We start from the raw sequence: 26520 nt of genomic DNA on the forward strand, positions 1-26520 counted from the left end.
CGCACGTTCGAAGGGCGCACATTCTAGGCTCCCCGGCGCGCGGCGTCTGCGGACAAGATCACGCCGCGCGCACAGCTCGATCAGCTGTCGCGACGCTTGAAGGGCTTGTGCTTGGCGTCGTACGGGCGGGGAGCCTTGTCGAAGGATTTGCGCGGCGCGTCCTTGCCGTGCGGGGCAGGGGCGCGCGCGGGGCGCTCGTCACGGTCCTGCGGGCGTCCCTTGCCGGCGTAGCCGCCTTCCGGACGGGGCCTGCGCTCGGCATCGAAGGGCTTGCGCGGACGCTCGTCGCCGGCCGGCGCACGCCAGCCCTCGTCGCGCGGCGGGCGGCGGCGTTCCGGCGTCGCCGCCGCTTCGGCCGCGCTCAGCGCACGGATGTTGAGCGGCATCTGGCGCACGCGCGTGCGCTTGAGGACGGCGAGCAGGTCCTCGGGCAGGTTGGACGGCAGCTCCACCGTGGAGAAATCGTCGAAGAGGTGGATCTGGCCGATGAACTTGCCCTCGATGCCGCCCTCGTTGGCGATCGCGCCGACGATCTCCTTCGGGCTGGCGCCGTGGGCGCGGCCGACCTCGATGCGGTAGCGGACCAGGGCGCCGTCGCTGAAGGCGCGGCGGCGGGCGAGGATCTCGTCGCGGTTGGGGCGCGGCGTGCGTTCGCGCGGCGCGCCGGTGGTGAAGTGCTCGGCGCGCGGGGCGCGGCCCTCGCCCGGGGCGGCGGTGGCGATGTCCCAGCCGCGGCCGGACTGTTCGATCTGCAGCGGGCGCTCGCGCTGGGCGAGCAGGGTCAGCGCGGCGGCGACCTCGTGGATCTCGAGTTCGTTCTCTTCGACGAGGTCGTTGACGATGCCCATGAAGAAGCCGAGGTCCTCGCCGCCGATCGCGTCCACCACCTGGCGCTTGAACTGCGCCACGCGCAGGTTTGTGACTTCCTCGCTGCTCGGCAGCGCGATCGGCGTGATCGGCTGGCGGGTGGCGCGCTCGATCATCTTCAGCATGCGCGTCTCGCGCGGCGCGACGAAGAGGATCGCCACCCCCTCGCGGCCGGCGCGGCCGGTGCGGCCGATGCGGTGCACGTAGGCTTCGGTGTCGTAGGGGATGTCGTAGTTGATGACGTGCGACACGCGCGGCACGTCGATGCCGCGCGCGGCGACGTCGGTGGCGATGACGATGTCGAGGGCGCCGCCCTTGAGCTGCTCGATCACGCGCTCGCGCATGCCCTGGGTCATGTCGCCGTTGAGCGCGGCGGCGGCGTAGCCGCGGGCAGCGAGCTTGTCGGCGAGTTCGTCGGTGGCGAGCTTGGTGCGCACGAAGACGAGCGCGGCGTCGAAGCTTTCCTCGGCGTCGAGGATGCGGGTCAGCGCGTCGAGCTTGTCCACGCCGCGCACCAGCCAGTAGCGCTGGCTGATCTTGGCCACGGTGGCGGTCGCGGCGCGGATCTTGATCTCTTCGGGTTCGCGCAGGTGGCGGCGGGCGACGTCGCGGATCACGTTCGGCATCGTGGCCGAGAACAGCGCGGTCTGGCGGTCTTCCGGGGTGTGCTCGAGGATCCACTCGACGTCGTCGATGAAGCCCATGCGCAGCATCTCGTCGGCCTCGTCGAGGACGATGGCCTTGAGCGCGTCGAGCTTGAGGCTCTCGCGCTCGAGATGGTCCATGACCCGGCCCGGCGTGCCGACGATGACCTGCGCGCCGCGCGACAGCTGGCGCAACTGCACCACCATGCTCTGGCCGCCGTAGATCGGCAGCACGTGGAAATTCTTCAGGTGGTGGGCGTACTTGGCGAAGGCCTCGGCGACCTGGATCGCGAGTTCGCGCGTCGGGGTCAGCACCAGCACCTGCGGTCGGGTGTCGGCGAGGTCGATGCGGGCGAGCATCGGCAGCGCGAACGCGGCGGTCTTGCCGGTGCCGGTCTGCGCCTCGCCGAGGATGTCGCGGCCGGCGAGCAGCTGCGGGATGCAGGCGGCCTGGATCGGCGAAGGCGTCTCGTAGCCGACTTCGGCGAGCGCGGAAAGGAGGGGAGCGGGCAGCTGGAGATCGGCGAAGCGCAGGGTGGCTTCGGCGTCGATGGATTCGGGGCGGGCAGAGTCGGTCATGATGTTCCGGGCCGGGCGCTACAAAAGCAAAAACGCGGCGCAAGGCCGCGTTTCGGATCAATCGAGGGACGTCGGTGACGTCGCGTCGATTACAGCGGGCGGATGTTGGCCGCCTGCAGGCCCTTCGGGCCGGTCTTGACTTCGAATTCCACGCGCTGGTTTTCGGCCAGGCTCTTGAAACCCTTGCTCTGGATTTCCGAGAAGTGGGCGAACAGGTCGTCGCCGCCGCCTTCAGGAGTGATGAAGCCGAAGCCCTTGGCGTCGTTGAACCATTTCACGGTACCGGTTTGAGTGCTCATTTTGCGTTCCATATGAAGAATTGCGGGCTTGCGCCCTGGAGATGCAGGAACGATCAAGAAACGTAATCAGGGGGCATCAAACCGACACGCGTTCTCTTGGAACACGCAGGGCAACCACCAGAACAACCACTGCTTGAATCGACTGCGAGCGGCACGATACACGGTTTTTTGCCGTGTGCGCGATTTATTTCGGGGTTCGCACAAAAAAACCTCGGATGGGATAATCCGCAGCTCTCGAATCAAGGCGAATCCCCATGCCCATCCAGTGGTTTCCCGGACACATGGCCTCGGCGCGCAAGAAGGCGGCCGAGGCGATGGCATCCATCGACGTCGTCATCGAGGTCACCGACGCCCGCCTCCCCGAGGCCAGCAGCAATCCGATGATCGCCGAGCTGCGCCGCTTCCGTAACCGGCCGTGCCTTAAGCTGCTGAACAAGTCGGACCTGGCCGATCCGGCGGCCACGCGCCTGTGGATGGATTTCTACAACCGCCAGCCCGGCGTCAAGGCGGTGGCGATCTCGGCCAAGAGCGCGGCCGAGGTGGCGCGCATCCCCGCGCTGTGCAGCCAGCTCGCGCCGCACCGGGACGACGGCGTCAAGCCGCTGCGGATGATGATCATGGGCATCCCCAACGTCGGCAAATCAACGCTGATGAATGCGCTCCTCAAGCGCAAGGTGGCCAAGGTCGGTGACGAGCCGGCGGTGACCAAGCACCAGCAGACCATCGACCTGGGGCCCGGCATGACGCTGACCGACACCCCGGGCATGATGTGGCCGAAGATCGACTACGACGCCGATGGCTACATGCTCGCCGCCAGCCATGCGATCGGCCGCAACGCGGTGATCGACGAGGAGGTGGCCGCCTTCCTCGGCGAGATCCTGATCGCGCGCTATCCGGCGCAGCTCGCCGCACGCTATCGGCTGGATGCGGCGCTGGTGGCGGCGCTGGACGGTCCGGCGCTGGTCGAGGCGGTGGGCCGCCGGCGCGGCTGCCTGGTCAAGGGCGGCGGGCTCGACCTCGAGAAGGCGGCGCAGATCCTGCTGCAGGACTATCGCGACGGCGCGCTCGGCCGCATCAGCCTGGAAACGCCGGAGACGCGGGCGCAGATGATCGCGGCCGCGCACGCTGCGGCGGCGCAGGCGGCGGACGAGCCCGCCGACGCTGCGGACGAGGCGGCCGGCGACGGCGACTGAGCGTCAGGCGCGGCTCGTGTCGCGCTCGGCCGCGATCGCGAACCAGCGCAGCCACTGCCCGCAGGCGTTGCGCGGACCACGCAGCGAGCCGTGCCACGGCCCTTCGTTGCACGCGCCGCGCTGCTCGACCGGATGCAGATGCACGGTCGAGCCGTCCTCGCCGACCTCGCGTTTGCCGCCCCAGCGATTGCAGGTGGGGCAGCGCCGCAGCTCGGCGACCGGGCCGCGCGCGTGCGCCGCGGTGGCGGGTGAACCTGGCGAATGCGGCGCGGGGGCGGTCGCAGTGTCCATGGTTCAGATGCCGAAGTAGCGATCCGGCCGGTGATTGACCGCGATCACGAAGTTCAGGGCGGCCGCGCCCAGCACGGAGAGCGCGACCTTGTCGGCCGACAGCACGAAGAAGCCCAACGACAGGATCGCGCAGTCGATCGCCATCTGCACCCAGCCCGCGCGCCAGCCGCGGCGCTTCTGCAGGTAGAGCGCGAGGATGGTCACGCCGCCGAGGCTGGCGCCGTGGCGGATCAGGATCAGGATGCCGGTGCCGGCGAGCAGCCCGGCCATCACCGCGGCAAACACCGGGTCGAGCAGGTCGAAGCTGACCAGGGCGGGCAGGAGTTCGGTCTGCATCGCAAGCACCGCCACCGCGCAGAAGGTCTTGATCGTGAATGCCCGCCCCAGCACGCGCAGCCCGAACACGTAGAAGGGCAGGTTGAGCAGGAACAGGATCGCCCCCAGCGGCCAGCCGCCGAGGTAGTGGATCAGGAAGGCGAGGCCGGTGGTGCCGCCGGTGAGCAGCGTGCTCTCACGGAACATGACCAGCGCCAGCGCCACGAACAGGCAGCCGGTGAGCACGCCCTGGACGTCCTCGAAGGGCGTGTGCGGCCGGGCCTGGGGCAGCAGCGGGCGGGCGGGCTCGGTGTTGGCTTGCGATGCGGACATTGAGGTGCTGCGCGATACGGTAGTCGGGAGGCGCAATGATACGGGCTCCCGGGCGCCGGAGAGCGGACGGCGAAGCGGCGGCACGTTTGTTATCATTGATGCCGACATCCCCCTACAGGAAATCCATGAGCGTTCCGTCAGCCGACTGGCTGCGCGTCCTCAATGCCGATCTGCATTGCCACTCGACCGTCTCCGATGGCTGGCTCGACCCCGAAGCGGTGGTCCTGCGCGCGCTGGCGAACGGCGTCGAGCTGCTGGCGCTGACCGACCACGACGAGGTCGGCGGCATCGATGACGCGGCACGGGTGGCGCAGGCGCACGGGCTGGGCTTCGTGGCCGGGGTGGAGATCTCGGTGTCCTTCGCCGGCGAGACGATCCACATCGTCGGCCTCGGCATCGATCACCGCCATCCGGTGCTGCTCCAGGGGCTGGCGCAGGTGCGTGGTGGTCGCGATGCCCGTGCCCGGCAGATGAGCGATGCCCTGGAGAAGGTCGGCATCCGCGACGCGCTCGCCGGTGCGCGGCGCTTCGCGCGCAATCCGGCACTCGTCAGTCGCGCCCATTTTGCGCGCCATCTGGTGGCGAGCGGGGTGATGCCCGACGTCAGGACGGTGTTCGACCACTACCTGGTGCGCGGCAAGCCCGGCTTCGTCGAGCACGAATGGGCGGTCCTGGAGGATGCGGTGGGCTGGATCCGCGCCGCGGGCGGCATCGCCGTGGTCGCGCATCCGGCGCGCTACCGGCTTTCGTCCGCCGACATGGGCGCCCTGTTCGACCGCTTCGTCGCCGCCGGCGGGGAGGCGGTCGAGGTGGTCTCGGGCGCGCACAGCGAGGACGAGATGCGCCGCTTCGCCACCGTGGCGCGCCAGCGCGGCCTGCTCGCCTCGCGCGCGTCGGACTTCCATGGCGAGCAGGAAAGCCCGGTCGACCTCGGTCGCTGCAATCCGCTGCCGCCCGATCTCGAGCCGGTGTGGATGCGGCTGCTGCCGCCCACCATGGTGCGCGGCTAGGCCGCTGCACGCACGAACCGTCATCACAAGCTGACTCTAATGGCTCAATTCTTCTCGCTTCATCCCGAGCAACCGCAGCCGCGGCTCGTCCGCCAGGCCGCCGAGATCATCCGCGCCGGTGGCGTGGTCGCGCTGCCCACCGATTCCGCCTACGCGCTCGCCTGCCAGGTCGGCGACGCCGCGCTGCTCGAGCGCGTGCGCCGCATCCGCGGTGTCGACGATCGTCATCACTTCACGCTGCTGTGTCGCGACCTGTCCGAGATCGCGACCTACGCCCGTGTGGACAACAGTCAGTACCGCCTGCTCAAGGCGACCACGCCGGGGCCCTACACCTTCATCCTCGAGGGCACCAAGGAGTTGCCGCGGCGGGTGCTGCACCCCAAGCGCAAGACCATCGGCCTGCGCGTGCCCGAGCATGCGGTGGTGTCGGCGCTGCTCGCCGAACTCGACGGGCCGATGCTCAGTTCGACCCTGATCCTGCCCGGCGAGGATCTGCCGCTGACCGACGCGGACGAGATCCGTGACCGTCTCGGCAAGCAGGTGGACCTGGTCATCGAGGCCGGCTATTGCGGGCCGGAGGCGACCACGGTGATCGATCTCACCTCGGGCTCGCCGGAACTGGTCCGCGCCGGGCGTGGTTCGCTCGAGCCCTTCGGACTGTAGGCGCCGCGAGCCCGTATGGATTCCCTGATTCCGACGCTGGCCATCTGGGCCTTGCCGGTGCTGCTGGCGATCACGCTGCACGAGGCGGCCCATGGCTACGTCGCACGCCATTTCGGCGACCCGACCGCCGATCGCGCCGGCCGCATCACGCTCAATCCGCTGCGCCACATCGATCCGGTGGGGACCATCCTGGTGCCGGCGGGCATCCTCGCGCTCAGCTCGCTGATGGGTGGGGGCGGCATCCTGTTCGGCTGGGCCAAGCCGGTGCCGGTCAATTTCGGCCGCCTGCGCAACCCCAAGGCGGACATGCTGTGGGTGGCGGCCGCGGGGCCCTTCGTCAATCTGGTCATGGCGGTGGGCTGGGCGATCCTGTTCGCGTTCGCGGCCCGCGGCGAGACCGGGGCCTACACGCTGCCGATGCTCAAGATGGCCGACGCCGGCATCCAGATCAATGCCGTGCTGATGGCGCTCAACCTGCTGCCGATCCCGCCGCTGGACGGCGGGCGCATCGCGGTCAGCCTGCTCCCCGACCGGCTCGCCTGGCAGTACGCCCGCCTCGAACCCTACGGCTTCCCGATCCTGCTCGTGCTGCTGTTCACCGGCATCCTCGGCGAGATCCTGTGGCCGCTGATCGCCGGCTTCCGCTTCCTGCTCTCCACCGTTTTCGGCTTCTGAGTCCCCATGTGCGCACAACGCCTCCTTTCCGCCGTGCGTGACGCGATCGCACTCGATCGCCGCTGATCGCCACGCACGCGAAACGATGGAACAGGGATCATCATGGACATGACGCTGGAGCTGGCGCCGGTCGACACCGTGGAACCGGCAGATGTGTTCGCGCGCATCTATGGCGAGCCCCTGCTCGAACTGCCGAAAGACCTGTATATTCCGCCCGATGCGCTGCAGGTCTTCCTCGACGCCTTCGAGGGGCCGCTCGACCTGCTGCTGTATCTGATCCGCAAGGCCAATCTGGACGTGCTCGACGTCCCGATGGCCCCGCTGACCACGCAGTATCTCGAATACGTCGAGGCGATGCGTGCGACCAACCTCGAGCTCGCGGCCGAGTACCTGCTGATGGCGGCGATGCTGCTCGAGATCAAGTCGCGCATGCTGCTGCCGCGGCCGCCGCGCGAGAACGCGGCAGAAGAGGATCCGCGCGCCGAGCTTGTGCGCCGGCTGCTCGAGTACGAACAGATGAAGCTCGCCGCGCTGCGCCTCGACGGCCTGCCGCGGGTGGAGCGCGACTTCGAGTGGGTGGGCGTGTTCGTCGCCGAGAAGGTGATCGAGCGCCAGCCCGAAGTCAGTTTGCACGACCTGCAGCTGGCCTGGCTGCGCATCATGAAGAAGGCGCGGCTCAACCAGCATCACCGCGTCGGGCGCGAGCAGCTCTCGGTGCGCGAGCACATGACGGCGATCCTGCGCAAGCTGGGCGACGGCAGCTTCGTGGTGTTCGACACCCTGTTCGACGTCCGGCTCGGTGCATCGGGGCTGGTGGTGAGCTTTCTGGCCGTGCTGGAGCTGGTCAAGGAAAAACTGGTCGAAGTGACCCAGAACGAGGCCTTTGCGCCGATCTACGTGAAACTGGCAGATGGAAACCGCGACGACGCCTGAGGCCTGGCTGCGCATCGTCGAGGCCGCGCTGCTCGCCGCACCGGCGCCGCTGCCGGTGTCCGAGCTGCGCAAGCTGTTCGACGAAGACCCCGGACCGGACCTGGTGCGCCGCCTCCTCGACGAGCTGCGCGCGGACTGGTCCGCCGCCGGCCGCGGCGTGGAACTGGTGCAGCTGGCGAGCGGCTGGCGTTTCCAGACCCGCGCCGAGTATCAGGTCTACCTCGACCGCCTGAAGGAGGAACGGCCGCCGCGCTACTCGCGTGCGGTCATGGAAACACTGGCGATCATCGCCTACCGCCAGCCCGTCACTCGCGGCGACATCGAGGACATCCGCGGCGTGGCGGTCTCGCCCAACGTATTGAAGACACTCGAGTCGCGCGGCTGGGTCGACGTCGTCGGCCACCGCGACACGCCAGGGCGGCCGGCATTGTTCGCCACCACCCGGCGCTTCCTCGATGACATGGGGCTGCGCAGCCTGACCGAGCTGCCGGCACTCACCGAAATCGAAAAGATCATGGACCTCATCGATGCCTCACAAACCGAACCGGCCGCTGCGCCCGCCCCTGAAGAAGAAGTCTGACGCGATCGAGATCCTCGATCGCGACCCGCGCGAGTCGCGCAGCCGTCGTGGCGAAGGGGCTCCTCGTGACGAGGACGCCCAGCCCAGCCGCAAGGATGCCCATCTCAGCGCCGATCCGCGCGGCCCGCGTACGCCACGGCCGCAGCGTGCCGGAGGTGCCGCCCCGGCGCCGCGCCGGCCGCGCATCGAGGGCGACCCGGCGCGCCATCCCGAGGCGCACAAGTCCGCGCTCGGCCAGCCCGAGCGCGGCGAGCGTCCCGCCCGCGGACGCGGCCAGGGCGGGCGCAATGCGCCGACCACGCTGACCGAGCCCGAACGCCTGCAGAAGGTGCTCGCCCAGGCCGGCGTCGCCTCGCGGCGCGAGATCGAGGAGTGGGTGGTCGCCGGGCGCATCTCGGTCAACGGCCTGCCGGCCTCGCTCGGACAGAAGATCGGCCCGGGAGACCGCGTCAAGGTCAATGGCAAGCTGATCCCGCTGCGCTTCACCCAGCGCTCGCCGCGGGTGCTGATCTACCACAAGCCCGAGGGCGAGATCGTCTCGCGCGACGACCCGGAGGGCAGGCCCACCGTGTTCGAGCGCCTGCCGATGCTGCGCAAGGGGCGCTGGCTGGCGGTCGGTCGCCTTGACTTCAACACCTCCGGCCTGCTGCTGTTCACCAACGACGGCGACCTCGCCAACAAGCTGATGCACCCGCGCTACGAACTCGAGCGCGAGTACGCGGTGCGCATCCTCGGCGAGCTGGCCGAGGAGCAGGCGAAGTCGCTGACCGAGGGCATCCAGCTCGAGGACGGGCCGGCGAAGTTCAACCTGCTGCGCGACGAGGGCGGCGAGGGTGCCAACCACTGGTACCGCGTGACCATCTCCGAAGGCCGCAACCGCGAGGTGCGGCGCATGTTCGAGGCCGTCGGCCTGACCGTCAGCCGGCTGATGCGGGTGCGCTACGGCAGCGTCGAGCTGCCTGCGCGCCTCAAGCGCGGCATGTGGATGGAGATGCCGGAGCCCGAGGCCTGCGCGCTCGCCGGCCTGCCGCCGCCGCAGCCGAGCCGGCAGCAGGACGAGCGCGCCAAGCGCCCGGTCAAGCTGCATCGCACCCAGCCGCGCTGAGCGCGCGGCGCCCGCGCCCGGATGCACCGCGGGGATCGCGCGATCCTCGCGTGCGGATTTGCTCGTCCACACGGTTTGGCTGTATACTCGGCGGGCTTTGATGGATGGATTTCCGCGTCGACCGCGTTCGGCGCCGATCAACTGTCTGTCGTGCGGTTGTGGCCAGCGGCGGGTTTCCTGCAGGAACAATTGTTTGATGGGCGTTTCGCCCATTTTTTATTTGTGGCGCCGAACAAGGGCGCCGGCGAGTGGTGGGGCGGCGAGATGCGAGCGGATGTCGAGCAACTGATCGAACAGGTGGTGACCGGACTGGGGTACGAACTCGTGGATGTCGAGTTCTCGCCCAAGGGACGTTTGCTGCGCGTGTTCCTCGACATCGAGCGCGGCATCACGGTCGACGACTGCGCCACCGTCAGCAACCAGCTCCAGCGGGTGTTCGAGGTCGAGAACATCGATTACGACCGGCTCGAGGTGTCCTCGCCCGGCCTCGATCGTCCGCTGAAGAAGCTGACCGACTTCGAGCGCTTCGCCGGCGAGCAGGCCCAGGTGCGCCTGTCGCTGCCGATCGGCAACCAACGCAATTTCGTGGGCGTGATCGAGGGGGTGCGCGAGGGCGCGGTGGCGCTGCGCACCGAGAAGGGCGAGGTGCTGCTGCCCTTCGAGGACATCGAGAAGGCACGCCTGGTACCCCAATTTTGAGACTGTGGATGTGGAGGTTTTACTGAAATGAGCCGCGAGATCCTGCTGCTTGTCGATGCCTTGGCGCGCGAGAAGAACGTCGCCAAGGAGATCGTTTTTTCCGCGCTCGAAACCGCCTTGGCCTCTGCGACCAAGAAGCGCATCCACGATGACGCCGACGTGGTCGTGTCGATCGATCGCGACACCGGCGACTACACCTCGAAGCGCCGCTGGCTGGTGATGCTCGACGAGGAGGTCGTCAACGACGAGGCCGAGATGGGCATCATCGACGCCCGCGAGCTGCGTGCGGACATCCAGATCGGCGACTACATCGAGGAAGAGCTCGAGCCGATCGACTTCGGCCGCATCGGCGCCCAGGCCGCCAAGCAGGTCATTCTGCAGAAGATCCGCGACGCCGAGCGCGAGCAGGTGCTCAACGACTTCCTCGACCGCAAGGAATTCCTCGTCTCCGGTTCGATCAAGCGCATGGAGCGCGGGAGCGCGATCATCGAGGTCGGCCGCATGGAAGCCGTGCTGCCGCGCGATCAGCAGATTCCGCGCGAGAACCTGCGCGTCGGCGATCGCGTCAAGGCCTTCCTGCTGCGCATCGACCGCGGCGCCCGTGGCCCGCAGCTGGTCCTTTCGCGCACCGCGCCCGAATTCCTGATGAAGCTGTTCGAGCTCGAGGTTCCCGAGATCGAGGACGGCCTGCTCGAGCTCAAGGCCTGCGCCCGCGACCCCGGCCTGCGCGCCAAGATCGCGGTCAAGTCCAACGACCAGCGCATCGACCCGATCGGCACCTGTGTCGGCCTGCGCGGCTCGCGCGTCACCGCGGTGCGCAACGAGATCGGTGGCGAGCAGATCGACATCATCGTGTGGTCGGCCGATCCGGCCCAGTTCGTGGTCGCCGCGCTGCAGCCGGCCGAAGTCGTCTCCATCGTCGTGGACGAGGAGGCGCATGCGATGGACGTGGTGGTCGACGAGAACAACCTCGCCATCGCCATCGGTCGCAACGGCCAGAACGTCAAGCTCGCCTCCGAGCTCACCGGGTGGACGATCAACCTGATGAGCGAGCAGGAGTCGGCCGAGAAGACCGCGCAGGAGCAGCAGGGCCTGCGCGCGCTGTTCATGGAAAAGCTGGATGTCGACGAGGAACTCGCCGACATCCTGATCGAGGAAGGCTTCTCCTCGCTCGAAGAGGTGGCCTACGTGCCGCTGGCCGAGATGCTGGAGATCGAGGCCTTCGACGAGGACACGGTCAACGAGCTGCGCAATCGTGCGCGCAACGTGCTGCTGACCGAAGCCATCGTCACCGAGGAGCAGTTGGAGAACGTCTCCGACGATCTGCTCAACCTGGACGGCATGGAGAAATCCCTGGCCGCCAAACTTGCCCAGCAGGGCATTCGTACCCGTGACGACCTGGCCGACCTCGCGGTCGACGAACTGGTCGAAATGGCCGGGATCGACGAAGAAAGAGCCAAGGCGCTGATTTCCGTTGCGCGCGCCCATTGGTTCGAAGAATGATGGGAGGGCTGTAATGGAACAGATGAGCGTGACCCAGTTTGCCGGCGAACTGAAAATGCCGGCCGCGGTGCTGCTCGAGCAGTTGAAGCGTGCGGGCGTCGATAAATCCGGCGCCGCCGACCTGCTCACCGAACAGGACAAGGCGAAGCTGCTCGAATACTTGCGGCGTTCGCACGGCGACACCCAGCCCAAGGGCAAGATCACCCTGACGCGCAAGCAGACCACCGAGATCCGCGCCACCGATTCGACCGGTCGCGCGCGTACGGTGCAGGTCGAGGTGCGCAAGAAGCGCACCTTCGTCAAGCGCGACGAACTCGCCGAGCAGGGGGCTGCGGCCGAAGCCGTGCCGGTCGAGGAGCTCGCCGCGGCGGTCGAAGTGCCCGCGCCGGTGCTCGAGACGCCGGTTGCCGAAGCGCCGGCCATCGAGGCCGTGGCTGCGGCGGAGCCCGTCGCGCCCGAGATCGTTCCCGGGGTCGTTGCCGCCGAGCCGGTGGTGCCGGAAGTCGTCGAGGCGCCCGCGCCTGCGGTGGCCGAAGAGACCGCCGCCGAGCCGACCGCGGCGGAGCCGTCTGCCGCGGGCGACAAGTCCGCGCCCTCGGGCCGTGCCGGGCGTCCCGGCCGCCAGGAACCTGCGCCGCAGGTCACCACGGTGCTGAGCAAGCCGCTGCCGCTGTCCGAGATCCTCAGCGAGGAAGAGATCGCCGCGCGCAAGCGTGACGAGGATCGCCAGCGCGCCCTGAAGGAGCGCCAGGCGGCCGACCTGCGTGCGCGTCAGGAACGCGAGGCGGCGGCGCGTACCGCGGCCGAGGCGCGCAAGGCAGAGGAAGAGGCCCGCCTGCGCGCGGAGCAGCAGAAGAAGGAAGAGCCGGCCAAGCCTGTCAAGCCGACCACCGGCACGCTGCATCGCCCGGCCAAGACCGAGGACAAGCCCGCCAGCCGCGACAGCAAGCGCGCCGCGCCTGCAGCGCCGGCGCGCGAGGCCGAGGGTGCCGGAAAGCGCCGTGGCGGCATGAAGACGCGCGGCGAGGTCGGTGCCACCGCCGGCAGCAACTGGCGAGGTGCCGGCAAGGGCGGCGGCCGTCACGGCCGCCACCAGCAGGACGATCGTTCGTCCTTCCAGGCGCCCACCGAGCCCATCGTGCGTGAAGTGCACGTGCCCGAGACGATCACCGTCGCCGATCTCGCCCACAAGATGGCGGTGAAGGCCACCGAGGTCATCAAGGCGCTGATGAAGATGGGTTCGATGGTCACCATCAACCAGGTGCTGGACCAGGAAACCGCGATGATCATCGTCGAGGAGATGGGTCACCTGGCGGTGGCGGCCAAGCTCGACGATCCGGATGCCTTCCTCGAGGAAAGCGAAGCGCACAAGGACGCCGAGGTCCTGCCGCGCGCCCCGGTGGTCACCGTCATGGGCCACGTCGACCACGGCAAGACCTCGCTGCTCGACTACATCCGCCGCGCCAAGGTCGCCGCGGGCGAATTCGGCGGCATCACCCAGCACATCGGCGCCTACCACGTCGAGACCGCGCGCGGCATGCTGACCTTCCTCGACACCCCGGGTCACGAGGCCTTCACGGCGATGCGTGCCCGCGGTGCCAAGGCGACCGACATCGTCATCCTCGTGGTCGCGGCCGACGACGGCGTGATGCCGCAGACGCGCGAGGCGATCCACCACGCCAAGGCGGCCGGCGTGCCGCTGGTGGTGGCGATCAACAAGATCGACAAGCCCGACGCCAACCCCGAGCGCGTGACCCAGGAGCTGATCGCCGAGGAAGTCATCCCCGAGGCCTATGGCGGCGAGACCATGTTCGTGCCGGTGTCGGCCAAGAAGGGTACCGGAATCGACGAACTGCTCGAGGCCGTGCTGCTGCAGGCCGAGGTGCTGGAACTCACCGCGCCGAAGGACACCCCTGCCAAGGGTCTGATCATCGAAGCGCGCCTGGACAAGGGCCGCGGCCCGGTGGCCTCCCTGCTCGTGCAGTCGGGTACGCTGCGCAAGGGCGACGTCCTGCTCGCCGGCGCCACCTTCGGCCGCATCCGCGCGATGCTGGACGAGAACGGCAAGCAGATCGACGAAGCCGGCCCGTCCATTCCGGTCGAGATCCTCGGCCTGTCCGACGTGCCCGCCGCGGGCGATGAAGCGATCGCGCTCACGGACGAGAAGAAGGCGCGCGAGATCGCGCTCTTCCGCCAGGGCAAGTTCCGCGACGTCAAGCTCGCCAAACAGCAGGCCGCCAAGCTCGAGACGCTCATGGAGCAGATGGCCGAGGGCGAGGTCAAGACCCTGCCGCTGATCATCAAGGCCGACGTGCAGGGTTCGCAGGAAGCGCTGGTGCAGTCGCTGCAGAAGCTGTCCACGGACGAGGTGCGGGTCAACGTCATCCACGCCGCGGTCGGCGCGATCAGCGAGTCCGACGTCAACCTGGCACAGGCTTCGGGCGCGGTCATCATCGGCTTCAACACCCGTGCCGATGCCGGTGCGCGCAAGCTCGCCGAGACCTTCGGCGTCGATATCCGCTACTACAACATCATCTACGATGCGGTGGATGAGGTGAAGGCGGCGCTGTCGGGCATGCTGGCACCGGAGAAGCGCGAGGAGATCACCGGCCTGGTCGAGATCCGCCAAGTGTTCACGATCTCCAAGATCGGCTCGATCGCCGGCTGCTACGTGCTCGAAGGCGTGGTGCGGCGCAACTCGCACGTCCGCCTGCTGCGCAACCACACCGTGGTATGGACCGGCGAACTCGAGTCGCTCAAGCGCTTCAAGGACGACGTCAAGGAAGTCAAGTTCGGCTACGAGTGCGGCCTGCAGCTCAGGAACTACAACGACATCCACGAAGGCGATCAGCTCGAGGTCTTCGAGATCAAGGAAGTGGCGAGGACCCTGTAAGCCATGCCCAAGGAGTATTCCCGCAGCCAGCGCGTGGTGGAGCAGATCCGCCGCGAGCTGGCGGAGCTGATCCGGCTGGAGGTGAAGGATCCGCGCGTCGGTTTCATCACCCTCACCGATGTCGAGATCACGCCCGACTACGCCCACGCCAAGGTGTTCTTCACCAGCATGACCGGCGAGGGCGACGTGCCCGAGATCCTGCAGGGCCTGCGGCGCGCGAGCGGCTTCCTGCGCCGCGAGCTCGGGCGCCGCATCCGCATCCACACCATCCCGGAGCTGCACTTCCACTACGATCGTTCGGTGGAGGAGGGCTCGCGTCTGTCGCAGCTGATCGATGCGGTGGTTAAGGAGGACGAGGCGCGTCACCAGGACGCGCCCGCCGACGGCGAGGACTCCGCCGCCAGGGACGATGACGGCAAGCCCCGCGCCTGAGGCTGCGGCGCTTGCGCCGCGGGCGAAACGCCCGAAGCAGCCGCAGCGCAAGATCGTCCGCCGCGCGGTCGATGGCGTGCTGCTGCTCGACAAGCCACAGGGCATGAGCTCGAACGGTGCGCTGCAGACCGCGCGCCGCCTGCTCAACGCCGCCAAGGCCGGTCACACCGGCACCCTCGATCCGATGGCGAGCGGGCTGTTGCCGCTCACCTTCGGCGAGGCCACCAAGTTCTCGCAGATGCTGCTCGACGCCGACAAGACCTACGAGGCGGTGGTGCAGCTCGGCGTGGAAACCGACAGCGGCGACGCCGAAGGCAAGGTCCTCGCGACCCATCCGGTGGCGGTCGATCGCGCGGCGTTGGAGGCCGTGCTCGAGCGCTTCCGCGGAGAGATCGAGCAGGTGCCGCCGATGTATTCGGCGCTCAAGCGCGACGGCAAGGCGCTCTACGAATATGCACGCCAGGGCATCGAGCTCGAGCGCGAGGCGCGCCGGGTCACGATCCGTGCGCTGGACTTGCTCGACTTCGCCGGCGAGCGCTTCGCCATGCGTGTGCATTGCAGCAAGGGCACCTACATCCGCAGCCTGGCGATGGACATCGGCGCCGCGCTCGGTTGCGGGGCCCACCTCGCGGCCTTGCGCCGGACCGCGATCGGCGGTTTCGATCTGGCGGGCGCGGTGAGCCTGGAAGCCCTCGAGGCGGCCGGGGAGGGCGGGCGCGATGCACTGCTCGCGCCGGTCGATGCGCTGGTCGCGGACTTCCCGGTGCTGAACCTGGACGAGGACGCTGCGCGTGGCCTGCTGCAGGGGCGTACGCTGGCGCTGCCCGGCGCCTGCCCCGGCGAGCGGGTGCGCGCATACGGACCCGCGGGCTTTCTGGGGCTGGCGCAATGGCAGGACGACGGACGCCTCGCCGCGCGCCGCCTGATCGCCACCGGTGGCCTCGCCGAGGCGCCATGCGCATGATTTTGATTGAGTTGTTGGCGCGGCTTTGGGTATAATCCGCCGCTTCTGATTGGCAGAACACACGAGTAAAGACACACATGGCTCTTGATAACGCATCCAAGTCGAAGATCGTCTCCGACTTCCAGCGCGCCCAGGGCGACACCGGTTCCCCGGAAGTCCAGATCGCGCTCCTGACCGCCCGCATCAACGGGCTCGCCCCCCACTTCAAGGAGCATGCGAAGGATCACCACTCCCGCCGCGGCCTCCTGAAGATGGTCAGCCAGCGCCGCAAGCTGCTGGACTACCTGAAGGGCCGCAACGCCGATAGCTACCGCAATCTGATCGAGCGTCTGGGCCTGCGCAAGTAATTGCCGCCCGTGACGAATCCGACAGCGCCGATCAGGGCGAAGTAAGCCAGCAAAGCCGGTGCGTGCCCCTGCGGCCGCGCCGGCTTTTTGCTATTCGTCCCCCGCGTTCGCGCGCTCCGTCGCGACCGTCTTGCCGCGGCGGCCCGGCCCCCATTCGGTCGGGCCGCCGCAAGCAGTTGTAGTTCGCTGCCTCCACCGAAAGAATAAGGAATACGAACTTGCCTACCGCAATCAAGAAAACCTTCGCCTACGGCGCCCACACCGTCACCCTGGAAACCGGCGAGGTTGCTCGCCAGGCCGGTGGCGCCGTCATCGTGAACATGGACGAGACCGTGGTGCTGGCCACCGTGGTCGGCGCCAAGGAAGCCCGCCCGGGCCAGGACTTCTTCCCGCTCACCGTCGACTACGTCGAGAAGTTCTACGCCGCGGGCCGCATCCCCGGTGGCTTCTTCAAGCGCGAAGGTCGCCCGAGCGAGAAGGAAATCCTCACCTCGCGCCTGATCGACCGCCCGATCCGCCCGCTCTTCCCCGATGGCTTCATGAACGAAGTCCAGGTCATCGTCACCGTGCTGTCGCTGAACCCCGAGATCGACTCCGACATCCCGGCGATGATCGGCGCCTCGGCCGCGCTCGCGATCTCCGGCCTGCCCTTCAACGGCCCGGTCGGTGCCGCGCGCGTCGGTTATCTCGACGGCCAGTACATCCTCAACCCGACCGCCACCGAGCTGCAGTCCAGCGCGATGAACCTGGTCGTCGCCGGCACCCAGACCGCCGTGCTGATGGTCGAGTCCGAAGCCCAGGAGCTGCCCGAGGACGTCATGCTGGGCGCCGTGGTGTTCGGCCACGAGCAGATGCAGACCGCGATCAAGGCCATCAACGAGCTGGTCGAAGTCGCCGGCAAGCCCGAGTGGGACTGGCAGGCGCCGCCCGCCAACGAGCCGCTGATCGCCAAGGTCGGCGAGCTCGCCAAGGCCGAGATGGAAGAAGCCTTCCGCATCACCAGCAAGCAGGAGCGCTCGGCCCGCCTGTCGGAGATCCGCAAGCGCGTGATCGGCCAGCTCACCGAAGGCGTCGAGAATGCGCCCTCGGTCAACGAGCTCAAGGACATCTTCTTCAACCTCGAGTCGGGCATCGTCCGCAGCCGCATCCTCAACGGCGAGCCGCGCATCGACGGTCGCGACACCCGCACGGTGCGCCCGATCGAGATCCGCACCGGCGTGCTGCCGCGCACCCACGGCTCGGCGCTGTTCACCCGCGGCGAGACCCAGGCCCTGGTGGTCGCCACCCTGGGCACCGGCCGTGACGAGCAGATCATCGACGCCATCGCCGGCGAGTACAAGGAGCGCTTCCTGCTCCACTACAACTTCCCGCCCTTCTGCACCGGCGAGACCGGCCGCTTCGGCGTGACCAAGCGCCGCGAGGTCGGCCACGGCCGCTTGGCCAAGCGCTCGCTGGTCGCGATGCTGCCCAAGCCGGAAGAGTTCTCCTACACCGTGCGCGTGGTGTCCGAGATCACCGAATCCAACGGCTCGTCGTCGATGGCCTCGGTGTGCGGCGGCTCGCTCGCCATGATGGACGCCGGCGTGCCGCTGAAGGACCACGTCGCCGGTATCGCCATGGGCCTGATCAAGGACGGCAACCGCTTCGCGGTGCTGACCGACATCCTGGGCGACGAGGACCACCTCGGCGACATGGACTTCAAGGTCGCGGGAACCGAGAACGGCATCACCGGCCTGCAGATGGACATCAAGATCCAGGGCATCACCAAGGAGATCATGCACGCCGCGCTGGAACAGGCGAAGGAAGGCCGCCTGCACATCCTCGGCCTGATGAAGCGCTCGCTGTCCTCCAGCCGTGGCGAGGTGTCGGAATACGCGCCGCGCATGATCAACATGAAGATCAACCCGGAGAAGATCCGCGACGTGATCGGCAAGGGCGGTGCGGTGATCCGCGCGCTGCAGGAAGAGACCGGCACCGTGATCGAGATCGAGGACGACGGCGCGATCACCATCTCGTCGGTCAGCGCCGAGGGCGCCCAGGCCGCCAAGGCGAAGATCGAGGCCATCACCGCCGAGGTCGAGGTGGGCAAGGTCTACGAGGGAACGGTCGTGCGCCTGCTCGACTTCGGCGCCATCGTGAACATCATGCCGGGCCGCGACGGCCTGCTGCACGTGTCGCAGATCGCCAACGAGCGCGTGAACAACGTCGCCGACTACGTGAAGGAAGGCCAGGCCGTGCGCGTCAAGGTCCTCGAGACCGACGAGCGCGGCAAGATCCGCCTGAGCATGAAGGCGCTGCTGAACGAAAACGCCGGCTGAACGGCGGCGGGGTGATCCCGCGGTCTCGACGCTCAACGAAAAAGGACGCGCAAGCGTCCTTTTTCATGTTCGCCGGCGGGACCGAAGCCGATCGGTCAGGACAGCAAAAAGGGGCGCCGCGGCGCCCCTTCGTCCGTTTGGTGCGAGACCGGATTACTTCGCGACCTGGCGTTCGCGCATTTCCTCGAGCGTCTTGCAGTCGATGCACATCGTCGCGGTCGGGCGCGCCTCCAGGCGCTTGAGGCCGATCTCGACGCCGCAGCTGTCGCAGTAGCCGTACTCGCCCGCCTCGATGCGGCCGATCGCCTCGTCGATCTTCTTGATCAGCTTGCGCTCGCGGTCGCGGTTGCGCAGCTCGAGCGCGATGTCGGACTCCTGGCTGGCGCGGTCGTTGGGGTCGGCGAACACCGTGGCCTCGTCCTGCATGGTGTGCACGGTGCGCTCGATGTCGTCAGCCAGTTCGCCCTTGAGCGAGTTGAGGATCTCGCGGAAGTGGCCCAGCTGCTTCTCGCTCATGTATTCCTCGCCGGCTGCGGGTACGTAGGGCGGGAATTGCTTGTGCAGGGTTTCGTCGGCCATGGATCAGCTTCCGTTTGTTGGTGTTGATGAAGGGAGCCGACTTAATAGCAGAATCGGCCTGAGGCGGCAAGCCGAGGCGCCCGGAGGTGCTCGTCCTGTGCGCGGTCTTCTGGTGTAGTTGATGGGCAGGGCTTACCATCGCCACTGGTCCGAAACGGAGAATTCCATGGCTTCTTCTTCCGACAGCGTCAGCATGGCGTTGTTCTGCGATTTCGAGAACGTCGCCCTCGGCGTGCGGGACGCCAAGTACGAGAAGTTCGACATCAAGCGCGTGCTCGAGCGCCTGCTGCTCAAGGGCAGCATCGTGGTCAAGAAGGCCTATTGCGACTGGGAGCGCTACAAGAGCTTCAAGGCCGCGATGCACGAGGCCAACTTCGAGCTGATCGAGATTCCGCACGTCCGCCAGTCCGGCAAGAATTCTGCGGACATCCGCCTCGTCGTCGATGCGCTCGATCTCTGCTACACGAAATCGCATGTCGACACCTTCGTCATCATCAGCGGCGACTCGGACTTCTCACCGCTGGTCTCCAAGCTGCGCGAGAACGCCAAGCAGGTCATCGGCGTCGGGGTCAAGCAATCGACGTCCGACCTGTTGATCGCCAATTGCGACGAGTTCATCTTCTACGACGACCTGGTCCGCGACAGCCAGCGCGCCGCCGCCAAGCGTGAGGCGCGCGACAATCCGCCGGCGGTCAAGCGCTCCACCGAGGAGGACAAGGCACGGCGCGAAGAGCTCGAGGCGCGGCGCGGCAAGGCCATCGACATCGCGGTGGAGACCTTCGAGGCGCTGCTCGCAGAGCGCGGTGAGAGCGGCAAGATCTGGTCGTCGATGCTCAAGGAGGCGATCAAGCGTCGCAAGCCGGATTTCAACGAGAGCTACTTCGGCTTCCGCGCCTTCGGCAACCTGCTGGAGGAGGCGCAGAGCCGCGGCCTGCTCGAGCTGGGACGGGACGAGAAATCGGGCACCTACGTGACGCGTCCGGCGCCGGGTACGATGGTGAGCGAACCGGTCGTCGTGGTGCGGGAGGTTGCAAGCGTCGAGCCCGCCGCGGTGAGCGTGCAGGCGAACGAACCCGTCGAGGCCGAGCCGGCGGTGCGCACGGGGCGCGAGGGCGGACGTGGATCGCGTCGTCGCGGTGCGCGTGCTGCAGAGGCCGGCGTGCCGGCCGAAGAGGCCGCGCACGCAGCAGCGATGCTTGAGCAGGTCGCTGAGGCCGCGGAAGCCGAGGCGTCGGCACACGCAGCCAGTGCAACCGAGAGCGTGACCGTCGAGTCGTCCGCCATGCCGCAGCCCGAACCCGGTGGAGCCGGCGGGCAGGCCGGGAAGCCGTCGAAGTCCGGACGCAGTCGCGGGCGTCGAGCGGCGGCGAAGGGCGAAGCGGAGCTCACGCCGGTGCACGTTGAGGCGACGCAGGAGCCTTCGGTGCCCGAGAGCACGCCGCCGACGACCAGCGAGACCGCGCAGGCGGAGCAGGGCGATGCGACCCGCGCCGGGCGGGGAGCCGCGCGCCCGGCCCGCAAGCGGACGCAGCCGGCCGAGCACGCGGCCGGCACCGCGGTGGAAGCGACGGCGGCGGCGGAGACGCGGGGCGGCGGGGCTGGAAGGGCTGCGAAGCCCGCCAAGCGCGGCCGCGGTGCCAGCGCCGAGGCGGCTCCTGCCGCTGTGGTGGCAGCGGTCGAGGGCGGTGCGCCCGCGACGGCCGATGCACAACACGGCGAACCCGCCCGCAAGGCCGCGCCGCGCACCCGTCGCCCGCGCAAGCCCAAGGCCGAGTCCGCCGAGTGAGGATGGCCACCGCCTGGCCCTACCCGCGCTGGATCGCCCACCGCGGGGCCGGGCGACTGGCCCCGGAGAACACGCTCGCCGCCTTCGCCCTCGGGCATGCGCACGGCTACCGCATGTTCGAGTGCGATGTGCGTCTGAGCGCGGACGGACGGGCCTTCCTGCTCCATGACGACAGCCTGGAGCGCACGACCGACGGTGTCGGCGAGGCGCTGGCGCGGAACTGGGCCGAGCTTGCGCGCCTGGACGCGGGCGCCTGGCACTCGCCCCGGTACGCGGGCGAACGCCTGCCCACGCTGGACGCGATCCTCGCCTTCTGCATGCATCATCGGTGCGCGCTGAACGTCGAGCTCAAGCCCGCCCCCGGCGATGCGCAGCGCACCGGCGAGGTCGTGGCGGTGGAGATCGCCCGGCGCTGGGTCGGCACGCCACCGCCCCTGCTGAGCTCCTTCGCCCCCGAGGCGCTGGCGGCTGCGGCCGAGGCGGCGCCGCAGCTACCGCGCGGGCTGCTGCTGGAACGCTTCGCCGACGGCTGGCTCGAGAGCGCGCAGCGCCTGGACTGCATCGCCATCGTGGCCGAGCAGCGGGCGTGGAGCGCGGAAACGGCGGCCGCGGCGAGTGCCGCCGGCCTGCACCGGCTCGCATACACGGTCAACGACGATGCCGAGGCCGCGCGCCTGCTCGGCCTCGGGCTGGATGGGCTCATCACCGACCGCGTCGATCATTTCCGCCCCTGAGCGCGCCCGCCCGGCGTGGCGACCGGAACTCGCCGCGGCGCGCATGCTCTACCGCTAGTCCCTTTTTCCTTTCGTCCGCAGGATCATCATGTCCTCACGTTCGAGCCTCGGCGCCCTCGCGCTCGCCTGCAGCCTGATCACCTCCCTCGCCATGCCGCGGTCGGCCGAGGCCGCCGCCGCGCAGTGCCTGGTGCCCGGCACCTGGGCCCGGGCCGATGGCGCGGGCCCGCAGCCGATCGAAGGCGGCACGCTGCTCGCCGCCATGGCGCAGCGCGCGGTGGTGCTGCTCGGCGAGCAGCACGACGACATGGACCATCACCGCTGGCAGTTGCAGACGCTGGCGGCGCTGCATGCCCAGCGCCCGCACATGGTGATCGGCTTCGAGATGTTCCCGCGCCGGGTGCAGCCGGTGCTCGACCGCTGGGTGGCGGGTGAGCTGACCGAAGCCGAGTTCCTCGCCCAGAGCGAGTGGGGCAAGGTGTGGAGCATGCCGGCCGAACTCTACCTGCCGCTGTTCCACTTCGCGCGCCTCAATCGCATCCCGATGCTGGCGCTGAACGTCGATGCGAAGCTGACGCGGGCGATCGCCGACCAGGGCTGGGCGGGCGTGCCGGAGGCCGAGCGCGAGGGTGTAGGGCAGGCCGCCGCAGCGCTGCCGGCCTACGAGGACTTCCTGTTCGAGATCCACGGCCAGCATGCGGCGGCGCGTGGAAAGCCGACCGCCGCGGCCGCGCGCAGCGAGGCAGGCTTCCGCAACTTCGTCGATTCGCAGCTCGCCTGGGATCGCGCGATGGCCGAAGCCCTGCTCGCGGGCCGCCAGCGCCATGCCGGCGCCGACGGGCAGCTGCCGCTCGCGGTCGCCATCATGGGCAACGGCCACGTGCGCTTCGGCCACGGGGTCGCGCATCAGTTGCGCGCGCTGGGCGAGGAGGGCATCGGCCAGCTGATGCCGGTGGGCGCCGATACCGGATGTGCGGAACTCGGCGCCGGCCTCGCCGATGCGGTGTTCGCGGTTCCGGTCGCGCGCATGAGTGCGCCGCCCCCGCCGCGACTGGGCGTTGCGCTCGAGGAGCATGCGAACGGCGTGCGCATCGCCGAGATCACCCGCGGCAGCCTGGCCGAGCGCAGCGGGCTGAAGACCGACGACATCGTCACCGAGGCGGCCGGCGCGCCGGTCAAGCGCCCGCTGCACCTCGTCGCCGCGGTCCGCGGCCAGCCGGCCGGGACCTGGCTACCGCTCAAGATCCGGCGCGGCGACCAGGCGCTGGAGGTGGTGGTGCGCTTCCCGCCCGAGCGCTGAGATGCGGCGTCCGGGATCCTCGGCCATGTGGCCGGAGGGGAAGGGGCCGACAGGCCCCGGAAGGCGCGGCGCGCGCTCCGGGTTCGCCGTCCTGCTGCACGCCCTCGCCGCCATGTTGGTGTTCGCGGGCACTGCCGCGGCGGCGTCCGATCCCGAGCTCGAGCTCGACGTCGTCCTCGATCCGGCCTCGCGCAGGCTGGAGGTCGAGGCGGTGCTGCGGCCGGCCGAGCGCGACTTCGGCTTCGTGCTCCACGAGTCGCTGCAGCCGCAGGAGGCGGCGGTCGATGGGCGCCCGGTGCGGCTGCGGCCGGCGGGGCAGCGCGAGGCCTGGCGCGCATGGCGGGTCGAGGTGCCGGAAGGGGCAAGGCTGAAGCTGCGCTACGCCGGCACGCTGCCTGCGCTCGAGCGCGAGCGCGACCACCGCGGCGTGCTCCAGGGCATGCCGCCGATGGCCTCGACGGCGGGAAGCTACCTGCCGGCCGGCGCGGGCTGGTATCCGCGCCCGGCCGCGCTGTTCTCCTATCGCCTGCAGCTGAGCGTGAAGGGCGGCCAGACCGCGCTGGCGGCCGGGCGGCTGGAGGAAGAGCGCCTGCCCGCGACGCCGGCCGATCCCTACCGCGCGCGCTTCGTCTTCGACCGCCCCACCGACGGCATCGACCTGATGGCCGGGCCGTGGCGCGTGCGCGAACGCATGGCGGTGCAGGCCGACGGCCGCCCGCTGCGGCTGCGCACCTACTTCCCCGCCGCGCTCGACGAGGCGGAAGGGCTGGCCGATGCCTACCTGGCCGACAGCCAGCGCTACATCGAACGCTACGCCACGCAGATCGGCGCCTACCCCTTCACCGAGTTCTCGGTCGTCGCCAGCCCGCTGCCGACCGGTTTCGGCATGCCGACGCTGACCTACATCGGCGAGGAGGTGCTGCGCCTGCCCTTCATCCGCGCCACCTCGCTCGGTCACGAGATCCTGCACAACTGGTGGGGCAACGGGGTGATGGTCGATTACGCCCGCGGCAACTGGTCGGAAGGTCTCACCACCTTCATGGCCGACTATGCCTACAAGGAGGCCGAGTCCGCCGCCGCCGCGCACGAGATGCGCCTCGGCTGGCTGCGCGACTTCGCCGCGCTGCCGGCGGGCAGCCATCAGGCGCTGGCCGATTTCCGCTCGCGCACCCACGGCGCCGCGGCCGCGGTGCGTTACGGCAAGGCGGCGATGGTGTTCGTGATGCTGCGCGACCTGATCGGCGAGGAGGCCTTCGCGCGCGGCATCCGTGCGTTCTGGGCGCGCGAGCGTTTCCGCGTCGCCGGCTGGGCGGAGCTGCAGCGCGCCTTCGAGGAGGCGTCGGGGCGTTCGCTAGAGGGCTTCTTCCAGCAGTGGCTCACGCTGGCGGGCGGTCCGGCGCTGAGACTGGAGCGGGCGGCGATGCTGCCGGCGCCCGAAATGCCGCGCACCGGGCGCGGCGCGGAGGGTGCGCAAGGTGCGGGCGCAGCCGCGGAGCATCGCCTGCGCCTGGTGTTCGCCCAGCCCGTGCCGGCGCATGCCGTCCGTGTGCCCGTACTGCTGACTGCCGCCGGCAGACATGAGACGCGCTGGGTGGACATCGACGGCGCGCGCGCCGTGGTCGATCTGACGCTCGACTTCGTCCCCGAGGAGGCGTGGCTCGATCCGGAGCTGCGTGTCTGGCGCCTGCCCGATGCGTCCCAGCTGCCACCGATCCTGCGCCAGTGGATCGTCGCGACCGCGCCGCGACTGATGATCGCCGACGCGCTGGTGGAGGGCGGCGGGGCAGGGGGTGCGGCGGAGGCCACCGAGATCGCGGAGGCGGCGCAGGCGCTCGCCGCCCGACTGTTCGAGCGTGCGCCCAGGCAGGCGGGATTCGAGGCCCTGCGTGGCGAAGGCGGGCCGGTCCTGCTTGCCGGCAGCGAGGGCGCGGTGGCTGCGGTGCTGGAGCGTGCCGGCCTGCCATCCTCTCCCGTGGGCCTGCCCGCGGGCGGCACGGCGCGGGTATGGACAGCCCCGAACAAGAGCGGGCCGGTGCTGGCGGTGGTTTCCGTGAACGACGCCGCGGCGCTGCGCGCCGTGCAGCGCCCGTTGCCGCATTACGGCAGCCAGAGCTGGCTGGTGTTCGATGGCGCCCGCGTGCGGGCGCGTGGGGTCTGGGACGCACCCGGGCGCGCGGTCGTGGTGGAGCGTCCGGCTGCGCCCGGTTGATCGCAGCGCGGTGCTAGACTGGCGCGCCCGATCACCATCGAACACCGGAACGCCCATGTCTCCACGTCCCTTCGTGCTCGCTGCCGCCGTCGCGGTCTCGTCCCTGTCCCTTCCCGCCACGGCCGACGAGGCCGCGTTCGCGGCCTGCCTCGCCGGGCTGCGTGGCGAGGCCGCCGCCCAGGGGGTGCGTGCCGAGACCTTCGATACCTACACCGCGCAGCTCGCGCCCGACATGGCGGTGATCGGCTTCCTCGACGCCCAGCCCGAGTTCGTCACCCCGATCTGGGACTACCTCGCCGCGCTGGTGGACGAGGAGCGTGTGAGCGACGGGCGCGCGATGCTGGCGCAGTGGAAGGACGTGCTCGCCGAGGTGGAGCGCCGCTATGGCGTCGACGCGGAGACGGTAGTGGCGGTGTGGGGCGTGGAGAGCAACTACGGGCGCAACTTCGGCAGCCGTCCGCTGCTGAGCTCGCTGTCCACGCTGTCCTGCTTCGGCCGCCGCCAGAGCTTCTTCCGCGGCGAGTTCTTCACCACGCTGAAGATCGTCCAGGAGGGCCACGTCGCCCCCGAGCGCCTGACCGGTTCGTGGGCGGGCGCCTTCGGCCACACCCAGTTCATGCCATCGACCTTCATGCGCCTGGCGGTGGATTTCGACGGCGACGGCCGGCGCGACCTGGTCGACAGCGTGCCGGACGCGCTCGCCTCGACCGCCAACTTCCTCAAGCGCGCCGGCTGGAACAGTGATCTGCCCTGGGGGTTCGAGGTTCGCCTGGCGGCGGGGGCGGCGCCTGCGGACGCCGGTCGGCGCAACAAGCGCCCGGTGTCGGAGTGGGCTGCGCGCGGCGTCGAGCGCGTCGATGGACGGGCGTTGCCGGCGGCGGCGACGCCGGCCGGCCTGCTGCTGCCCGCGGGCAAGGACGGTCCGGCTTTCCTGGTCACCCGCAATTTCGATGCGCTGTACTCGTACAACGCCGCCGAGAGCTACGGTCTGGCGATCGCCCATCTTTCCGATCGCCTGCGCGGTGGCGCGCCCTTCGCCGCCCCGTGGCCCACCGATGATCCCGGCCTGTCGCGTGCCGAGCGGCGCGAGCTGCAGCAACTGCTGATCGCGCGCGGACACGACATCGGCGAGGCCGACGGCATGATCGGCGCGCGCACCCGCGACGCGCTCAAGCTCGAGCAGGCGAAGCTGGGGCTGGAGGCCGACGGCCGCGCCGGCCAGCGCGCGCTGCAGGCCCTGCGCGCGGCCGCGCGCTGAAGCGGCCCAGG

Annotated in this window: 24 protein-coding genes; 19 read left to right on the plus strand and 5 right to left on the minus strand. The window is 69.4% G+C overall.

Annotated elements, in window-relative coordinates; all coding sequences use genetic code 11:
- Nucleotides 1-80: 80 nt before the first annotated feature.
- Both CKCBHOJB_RS06865 and CKCBHOJB_RS06870 read right to left on the minus strand, forming a co-directional pair.
- A complete protein-coding gene (locus CKCBHOJB_RS06865; RefSeq protein ID WP_281051238.1) occupies nucleotides 81-2090 on the minus strand; it encodes a DEAD/DEAH box helicase in 2010 nt (669 codons plus the stop codon).
- An 89-nt stretch (nucleotides 2091-2179) separates the two neighbouring features.
- Nucleotides 2180-2389, minus strand: coding sequence for a cold-shock protein (locus tag CKCBHOJB_RS06870; RefSeq protein WP_002926583.1), 210 nt, complete (start codon nucleotides 2387-2389; stop codon nucleotides 2180-2182).
- Between the two features lie 254 nt (nucleotides 2390-2643).
- On the opposite strand from CKCBHOJB_RS06870, the gene ylqF reads away from it, so the two are divergent.
- The gene (gene ylqF, locus CKCBHOJB_RS06875) at nucleotides 2644-3582 is read left to right on the plus strand and encodes a ribosome biogenesis GTPase YlqF (RefSeq protein WP_281051239.1); all 939 of its coding nucleotides are present in this window, start codon (nucleotides 2644-2646) and stop codon (nucleotides 3580-3582) included.
- Between the two features lie 3 nt (nucleotides 3583-3585).
- Here the strand turns inward: ylqF and CKCBHOJB_RS06880 are convergent, their stop codons facing one another.
- Both CKCBHOJB_RS06880 and CKCBHOJB_RS06885 read right to left on the minus strand, forming a co-directional pair.
- On the minus strand, nucleotides 3586-3873 hold the full coding sequence (locus CKCBHOJB_RS06880; protein WP_281051240.1) for a hypothetical protein: 288 nt from the start codon (nucleotides 3871-3873) through the stop codon (nucleotides 3586-3588).
- Nucleotides 3874-3876: 3 nt separating this feature from the next.
- A complete protein-coding gene (locus tag CKCBHOJB_RS06885; protein WP_281051241.1) occupies nucleotides 3877-4521 on the minus strand; it encodes a YitT family protein in 645 nt (214 codons plus the stop codon).
- Nucleotides 4522-4646: 125 nt separating this feature from the next.
- Here CKCBHOJB_RS06885 and CKCBHOJB_RS06890 point away from each other — a divergent pair, with 125 nt between their 5' ends.
- The 13 genes from CKCBHOJB_RS06890 to pnp all read left to right on the plus strand — a co-directional run bounded on the left by CKCBHOJB_RS06890 (nucleotide 4647) and on the right by pnp (nucleotide 18643).
- Entirely contained in the window at nucleotides 4647-5531 is an 885-nt protein-coding gene (locus CKCBHOJB_RS06890; protein ID WP_281051242.1) for a 3',5'-nucleoside bisphosphate phosphatase, read from the plus strand.
- 39 nt (nucleotides 5532-5570) lie between these two features.
- Nucleotides 5571-6194, plus strand: coding sequence for an L-threonylcarbamoyladenylate synthase (locus CKCBHOJB_RS06895; RefSeq protein ID WP_281051243.1), 624 nt, complete (start codon nucleotides 5571-5573; stop codon nucleotides 6192-6194).
- A 15-nt stretch (nucleotides 6195-6209) separates the two neighbouring features.
- Entirely contained in the window at nucleotides 6210-6869 is a 660-nt protein-coding gene (locus CKCBHOJB_RS06900) for a site-2 protease family protein (protein ID WP_281051244.1), read from the plus strand.
- 102 nt (nucleotides 6870-6971) lie between these two features.
- Nucleotides 6972-7802, plus strand: coding sequence for a ScpA family protein (locus tag CKCBHOJB_RS06905; RefSeq protein ID WP_281051245.1), 831 nt, complete (start codon nucleotides 6972-6974; stop codon nucleotides 7800-7802).
- Nucleotides 7780-8382: an SMC-Scp complex subunit ScpB gene (gene scpB / locus CKCBHOJB_RS06910; RefSeq protein WP_281051246.1), complete on the plus strand. Its 603-nt coding sequence runs from the start codon at nucleotides 7780-7782 to the stop codon at nucleotides 8380-8382. The genes CKCBHOJB_RS06905 and scpB overlap by 23 nt, the downstream gene beginning before the upstream one ends.
- Complete coding sequence (rluB, locus tag CKCBHOJB_RS06915; protein WP_281051247.1) at nucleotides 8330-9487, plus strand: 23S rRNA pseudouridine(2605) synthase RluB; 1158 nt, start codon at nucleotides 8330-8332, stop codon at nucleotides 9485-9487. Before scpB ends, rluB begins: the two co-directional genes overlap by 53 nt.
- A gap of 264 nt (nucleotides 9488-9751) precedes the next feature.
- Nucleotides 9752-10186: a ribosome maturation factor RimP gene (gene rimP / locus CKCBHOJB_RS06920; protein ID WP_281051644.1), complete on the plus strand. Its 435-nt coding sequence runs from the start codon at nucleotides 9752-9754 to the stop codon at nucleotides 10184-10186.
- A 27-nt stretch (nucleotides 10187-10213) separates the two neighbouring features.
- Nucleotides 10214-11689: a transcription termination factor NusA gene (nusA, locus tag CKCBHOJB_RS06925; protein ID WP_281051248.1), complete on the plus strand. Its 1476-nt coding sequence runs from the start codon at nucleotides 10214-10216 to the stop codon at nucleotides 11687-11689.
- A 13-nt stretch (nucleotides 11690-11702) separates the two neighbouring features.
- A complete protein-coding gene (gene infB / locus CKCBHOJB_RS06930) occupies nucleotides 11703-14582 on the plus strand; it encodes a translation initiation factor IF-2 (RefSeq protein WP_281051249.1) in 2880 nt (959 codons plus the stop codon).
- A gap of 3 nt (nucleotides 14583-14585) precedes the next feature.
- Nucleotides 14586-15014, plus strand: coding sequence for a 30S ribosome-binding factor RbfA (gene rbfA, locus CKCBHOJB_RS06935; protein ID WP_281051250.1), 429 nt, complete (start codon nucleotides 14586-14588; stop codon nucleotides 15012-15014).
- On the plus strand, nucleotides 14992-15978 hold the full coding sequence (gene truB, locus CKCBHOJB_RS06940) for a tRNA pseudouridine(55) synthase TruB (protein ID WP_281051251.1): 987 nt from the start codon (nucleotides 14992-14994) through the stop codon (nucleotides 15976-15978). The genes rbfA and truB overlap by 23 nt, the downstream gene beginning before the upstream one ends.
- A gap of 77 nt (nucleotides 15979-16055) precedes the next feature.
- Nucleotides 16056-16325: a 30S ribosomal protein S15 gene (rpsO, locus tag CKCBHOJB_RS06945; RefSeq protein ID WP_281051252.1), complete on the plus strand. Its 270-nt coding sequence runs from the start codon at nucleotides 16056-16058 to the stop codon at nucleotides 16323-16325.
- 218 nt (nucleotides 16326-16543) lie between these two features.
- The gene (gene pnp / locus CKCBHOJB_RS06950; RefSeq protein ID WP_281051253.1) at nucleotides 16544-18643 is read left to right on the plus strand and encodes a polyribonucleotide nucleotidyltransferase; all 2100 of its coding nucleotides are present in this window, start codon (nucleotides 16544-16546) and stop codon (nucleotides 18641-18643) included.
- Between the two features lie 153 nt (nucleotides 18644-18796).
- Here pnp and dksA read toward each other — a convergent pair whose 3' ends face one another.
- On the minus strand, nucleotides 18797-19222 hold the full coding sequence (gene dksA / locus CKCBHOJB_RS06955) for an RNA polymerase-binding protein DksA (RefSeq protein WP_281051254.1): 426 nt from the start codon (nucleotides 19220-19222) through the stop codon (nucleotides 18797-18799).
- A 166-nt stretch (nucleotides 19223-19388) separates the two neighbouring features.
- On the opposite strand from dksA, the gene CKCBHOJB_RS06960 reads away from it, so the two are divergent.
- The 5 genes from CKCBHOJB_RS06960 (at nucleotide 19389) to CKCBHOJB_RS06980 (ending at nucleotide 26509) form a co-directional block, all read left to right on the plus strand.
- Nucleotides 19389-21008: an NYN domain-containing protein gene (locus tag CKCBHOJB_RS06960; protein ID WP_281051255.1), complete on the plus strand. Its 1620-nt coding sequence runs from the start codon at nucleotides 19389-19391 to the stop codon at nucleotides 21006-21008.
- Nucleotides 21009-21010: 2 nt separating this feature from the next.
- Nucleotides 21011-21742 (plus strand): glycerophosphodiester phosphodiesterase, encoded by a 732-nt coding sequence (gene ugpQ, locus CKCBHOJB_RS06965; protein ID WP_281051256.1) that lies wholly within the window; start codon nucleotides 21011-21013, stop codon nucleotides 21740-21742.
- An 88-nt stretch (nucleotides 21743-21830) separates the two neighbouring features.
- Nucleotides 21831-23042, plus strand: a complete 1212-nt coding sequence (locus CKCBHOJB_RS06970) for a ChaN family lipoprotein (protein ID WP_281051257.1) — start codon at nucleotides 21831-21833, stop codon at nucleotides 23040-23042.
- Nucleotides 23043-23154: 112 nt separating this feature from the next.
- Nucleotides 23155-25251, plus strand: a complete 2097-nt coding sequence (locus CKCBHOJB_RS06975) for a M1 family aminopeptidase (protein ID WP_281051258.1) — start codon at nucleotides 23155-23157, stop codon at nucleotides 25249-25251.
- Between the two features lie 55 nt (nucleotides 25252-25306).
- Nucleotides 25307-26509 (plus strand): lytic murein transglycosylase, encoded by a 1203-nt coding sequence (locus CKCBHOJB_RS06980; protein ID WP_281051259.1) that lies wholly within the window; start codon nucleotides 25307-25309, stop codon nucleotides 26507-26509.
- Nucleotides 26510-26520 lie beyond the last annotated feature (11 nt).

Origin of the sequence: Thauera sp. GDN1, from assembly GCF_029223545.1 — a bacterium.
Lineage (GTDB): Bacteria > Pseudomonadota > Gammaproteobacteria > Burkholderiales > Rhodocyclaceae > Thauera.

Excerpts from the sequence above, each read along its gene's own strand:
- CKCBHOJB_RS06865 (WP_281051238.1), bottom strand. The coding sequence starts at position 2,090 with ATGACCGACTCTGCCCGCCCCGAATCCATCGACGCCGAAGCCACCCTG.
- CKCBHOJB_RS06870 (WP_002926583.1), bottom strand. The coding sequence starts at position 2,389 with ATGAGCACTCAAACCGGTACCGTGAAATGGTTCAACGACGCCAAGGGC.
- ylqF (WP_281051239.1), top strand. The coding sequence starts at position 2,644 with ATGCCCATCCAGTGGTTTCCCGGACACATGGCCTCGGCGCGCAAGAAG.
- CKCBHOJB_RS06880 (WP_281051240.1), bottom strand. The coding sequence starts at position 3,873 with ATGGACACTGCGACCGCCCCCGCGCCGCATTCGCCAGGTTCACCCGCC.
- CKCBHOJB_RS06885 (WP_281051241.1), bottom strand. The coding sequence starts at position 4,521 with ATGTCCGCATCGCAAGCCAACACCGAGCCCGCCCGCCCGCTGCTGCCC.
- CKCBHOJB_RS06890 (WP_281051242.1), top strand. The coding sequence starts at position 4,647 with ATGAGCGTTCCGTCAGCCGACTGGCTGCGCGTCCTCAATGCCGATCTG.
- CKCBHOJB_RS06895 (WP_281051243.1), top strand. The coding sequence starts at position 5,571 with ATGGCTCAATTCTTCTCGCTTCATCCCGAGCAACCGCAGCCGCGGCTC.
- CKCBHOJB_RS06900 (WP_281051244.1), top strand. The coding sequence starts at position 6,210 with ATGGATTCCCTGATTCCGACGCTGGCCATCTGGGCCTTGCCGGTGCTG.
- CKCBHOJB_RS06905 (WP_281051245.1), top strand. The coding sequence starts at position 6,972 with ATGGACATGACGCTGGAGCTGGCGCCGGTCGACACCGTGGAACCGGCA.
- scpB (WP_281051246.1), top strand. The coding sequence starts at position 7,780 with ATGGAAACCGCGACGACGCCTGAGGCCTGGCTGCGCATCGTCGAGGCC.
- rluB (WP_281051247.1), top strand. The coding sequence starts at position 8,330 with ATGCCTCACAAACCGAACCGGCCGCTGCGCCCGCCCCTGAAGAAGAAG.
- rimP (WP_281051644.1), top strand. The coding sequence starts at position 9,752 with ATGCGAGCGGATGTCGAGCAACTGATCGAACAGGTGGTGACCGGACTG.
- nusA (WP_281051248.1), top strand. The coding sequence starts at position 10,214 with ATGAGCCGCGAGATCCTGCTGCTTGTCGATGCCTTGGCGCGCGAGAAG.
- infB (WP_281051249.1), top strand. The coding sequence starts at position 11,703 with ATGGAACAGATGAGCGTGACCCAGTTTGCCGGCGAACTGAAAATGCCG.
- rbfA (WP_281051250.1), top strand. The coding sequence starts at position 14,586 with ATGCCCAAGGAGTATTCCCGCAGCCAGCGCGTGGTGGAGCAGATCCGC.
- truB (WP_281051251.1), top strand. The coding sequence starts at position 14,992 with ATGACGGCAAGCCCCGCGCCTGAGGCTGCGGCGCTTGCGCCGCGGGCG.
- rpsO (WP_281051252.1), top strand. The coding sequence starts at position 16,056 with ATGGCTCTTGATAACGCATCCAAGTCGAAGATCGTCTCCGACTTCCAG.
- dksA (WP_281051254.1), bottom strand. The coding sequence starts at position 19,222 with ATGGCCGACGAAACCCTGCACAAGCAATTCCCGCCCTACGTACCCGCA.
- CKCBHOJB_RS06960 (WP_281051255.1), top strand. The coding sequence starts at position 19,389 with ATGGCTTCTTCTTCCGACAGCGTCAGCATGGCGTTGTTCTGCGATTTC.
- ugpQ (WP_281051256.1), top strand. The coding sequence starts at position 21,011 with ATGGCCACCGCCTGGCCCTACCCGCGCTGGATCGCCCACCGCGGGGCC.
- CKCBHOJB_RS06970 (WP_281051257.1), top strand. The coding sequence starts at position 21,831 with ATGTCCTCACGTTCGAGCCTCGGCGCCCTCGCGCTCGCCTGCAGCCTG.
- CKCBHOJB_RS06975 (WP_281051258.1), top strand. The coding sequence starts at position 23,155 with ATGTTGGTGTTCGCGGGCACTGCCGCGGCGGCGTCCGATCCCGAGCTC.
- CKCBHOJB_RS06980 (WP_281051259.1), top strand. The coding sequence starts at position 25,307 with ATGTCTCCACGTCCCTTCGTGCTCGCTGCCGCCGTCGCGGTCTCGTCC.